The following is a 308-nucleotide window of genomic DNA, read 5'->3' as shown; positions in this document are numbered from 1 at the left end:
CCCCCCCCCCCCCCCCCCCCCCCCCCCCCCCCCCCCCCCCCCCCCCCCCCCCCCCCCCCCCCCCCCCCCCCCCCCCCCCCCCCCCCCCCCCCCCCCCCCCCCCCCCCCCCCCCCCCCCCCCCCCCCCCCCCCCCCCCCCCCCCCCCCCCCACCCCCCCCCCCCCCCCCCCCCCCCCCCCCCCCCCCCACCCCCAACCCCACCCCCCACCCCCCCCCGGACCCCCCCCCCCCCCACACCCCCCACACCACCCCCTCCCCCCCCCCTCCTGGTGGTCTTTTCTTCCCCTCCCCCCCCCACCCCCCCCCCC

The 308-nt window shown here is 91.9% G+C and carries 1 protein-coding gene; it reads right to left on the bottom strand.

Going from position 1 to position 308, the window contains the following annotated elements:
- Positions 1–308, bottom strand: a 308-nt coding sequence (locus CWB72_RS21240) for a hypothetical protein (RefSeq protein WP_212747924.1), incomplete at both ends; no start/stop codon positions are given.

Source organism: Pseudoalteromonas phenolica (genome assembly GCF_005886345.1).
Classification (GTDB): domain Bacteria; phylum Pseudomonadota; class Gammaproteobacteria; order Enterobacterales; family Alteromonadaceae; genus Pseudoalteromonas; species Pseudoalteromonas phenolica_A.
Note: the sequence above shows the minus strand (reverse complement) of the source record. Positions and strands in the feature narration are given on the sequence as shown.